General features: G+C 70.2%; 3 protein-coding genes. 2 read left to right on the plus strand and 1 reads right to left on the minus strand.

All coding sequences use genetic code 11. The annotated features are described in order from the left end of the window. On the minus strand, window positions 1-493 hold a 493-nt coding region (locus ACFPZL_RS12445; RefSeq protein ID WP_382335665.1), incomplete at its 3' end, for an ATP-binding cassette domain-containing protein. Window positions 494-821: 328 nt separating this feature from the next. Between ACFPZL_RS12445 and ACFPZL_RS12450 the strand changes: the two genes are divergently transcribed. Together ACFPZL_RS12450 and pth are read left to right on the plus strand one after the other, a co-directional pair. Then, window positions 822-1,412 carry a 50S ribosomal protein L25/general stress protein Ctc gene (locus ACFPZL_RS12450; protein ID WP_218113928.1) on the plus strand — a complete coding sequence of 197 codons (591 nt, stop codon included), beginning with the start codon at window positions 822-824 and terminating at the stop codon, window positions 1,410-1,412. A gap of 227 nt (window positions 1,413-1,639) precedes the next feature. Beyond that, window positions 1,640-2,227 carry an aminoacyl-tRNA hydrolase gene (pth, locus tag ACFPZL_RS12455; protein WP_218113929.1) on the plus strand — a complete coding sequence of 196 codons (588 nt, stop codon included), beginning with the start codon at window positions 1,640-1,642 and terminating at the stop codon, window positions 2,225-2,227. Window positions 2,228-2,305 lie beyond the last annotated feature (78 nt).

Genomic DNA, 2,305 nt, shown 5'->3' on the forward strand with positions numbered 1-2,305 from the left:
CGTCCGGTCGGGCGGACAACCGAGCAGCCGCCGACTCGAGTCGGGCGAGCGCATCGAGCGCCGGCCGTTGGGCGTCGTCGAGCACCTCGGCCACGGTTGCTGCATCCGGGTAGGGGAGCCGCTGCTCGAGCAGGGCGACCGACCCCGGTGCCGTGATCCCGCCCGCATCCGGGCGCTGCACGCCGGCGATGACCCGCAGCAGCGAGGATTTGCCGGTGCCGTTCTCGCCGATGAGGCCGAGGCGTTCCCCGTTGCGCGCCGAGAACGAGACGTCGGTGAGCACACGGCGGTCGCCGTAGGCGAGGGAGACGCCGTCGACCGAGAGGTGGGAGCGGGTCGTGGCTCCGGTGTCGAGCGCGGCGGCCCGGGACGCGGCGGATGGCTTCGGCGCCGCCGATGAGGGTGCCGCCGTGGACGAGTGCGTCGTGGTGGAGGCGGGCGCCGGTGCGGTGCCGAACGGCACGGCGGACGAAGATGTCGGGTGGGCGGGCATGGGCCCTCTTTCGCAGAACGGAACGATTCCGCCGGGCGCGGCAACGGCCTCGGGCGCGGAACGGGACTGCGTCAGATCTTCACGTCGACGAGCGTAGCGGACTTCGCGCGGCGTGTGAAGCACTCGGTGAAATCCGGTCCGCCGGAATGGGGTAGACTTTTACGCTGTACTTCGGCGAGGGGCGCACGCGCGCCCGTTATCGACGCGGTGGAGCCTCCTTGGGGCCCTTCTGACACGCCACAGTGCATCCGAGCACAGCACAGTGCGAGACATCGAACCAGGCGGGCCGGGCCCGCCCTGTTGGGCGAGAGCCCGCAAGGAGAAGAACATGAGCGAGACCAATGCGCTGGTCGGCACCCCCCGCGAGAGCTTCGGCAAGGGCGCGGCCCGCAAGCTGCGCGCCGCCGGCCAGACCCCCGTCGTCATCTACGGCCACGGCACCGATCCGGTGCACGCGTCGGTCGAGACCCACCCGCTGAGTCTGATCATCCGCCACGCGAACGCCCTCATCGAGATCGACCTCTCGGGCAAGAAGCAGCTCGTGCTGGTCAAGGACGTGCAGCGGGATCCGGTGCGCCAGATCATCGAGCACGTCGACCTGGTCATCGTGAAGAAGGGCGAGACCGTCGAGGTCGAGGTCCCCGTGCACGTCGTCGGCACCTCGTTCTCGGGCACCAACGCGCTGCAGGAGCTCAACACGATCCGCCTGAGCGTGCCCGCGACCAACATCCCCGAGAACGTGGAGGTGGACGTCGAGGGCCTCGAGGCCGGCTCGCAGATCCTGGCCGGTCAGATCACGCTGGCGAGCGACGAGACCCTGCTCGACGACCCGGAGACCCTGGTCGTCCACGTGGTCGTGCCGCGCGGCGCCTCGGAGGACGAGGAGTCCGAGACTGCGGAAGAGGCTCCCGCGGAGTAGCGCTCGGCCCGCCGAATCCCATCCGTCATCCTGCGCGACTGGATCCGCGCCGGGTTCCCCGCTCCGCGCGGCGGAATCCGGTGCGTTGTTCCACGAACGCAGGATGACGTCTTTCTTCCCTCGGCTGCGGATGTCGGCGGTGCGTGCTTCGATGGAGGATGAACGGTCGATGGACGAGGGCGGGTATGTTCTGGCGCAGGCGTAAGAATTGCGAAGGGAGCGATGCGGTGGGCGATGCATGGTTGATCGTGGGTCTCGGCAACCCCGGCCCGCAGTACGAGACGACCCGGCACAACGTCGGTCAGATGGCGCTCGACACCCTCGCCGAGCGCATCGGCGGCCGCTTCGCCGCGCATCGGACGAACTCGCGCGTCGCCGAGGGCTTCCTGCGTCCGGGCGGGCCGAAGCTCGTGCTCGCGAAGAGCAACGGCTACATGAACACCTCGGGCGGGCCGGTGTCCGCGCTCGCCAAGTACTTCTCCGTCCCGGCCGAGCGGGTCGTCGTGCTGCACGACGAGCTCGACCTGCCCTTCGACACGATCAAGCTGAAGCAGGGCGGAGGCCACGGGGGTCACAATGGTCTGCGGGACATCGCGAAGGCGCTGGGGACTCCCGAGTTCCTGCGCGTGCGTATCGGGATCGGACGCCCGCCGGGGCAGCAGGATCCGGCGGACTTCGTGCTGCGTCCGTTCGGCAAGGTTGAGCGCGACACGCTCGACGTGCTGCTCGAGGATGCCGCGGATGCGGCCGAGGCGGTCGTCTCGGAGGGGCTGACGGCCGCCCAGCAGAGGTTCCACGGGCGGGCCGCACGATGAGCCTCGCGGGGCTCGACCGGCTGCTCGAGCACGCGCCGTCGTTCGCCCGTGCGCTCGACGCGGCCGCCGGGAGCGCCG

Source organism: Leucobacter soli (assembly GCF_042659205.1).
GTDB classification, from domain to species: domain Bacteria; phylum Actinomycetota; class Actinomycetes; order Actinomycetales; family Microbacteriaceae; genus Leucobacter; species Leucobacter soli.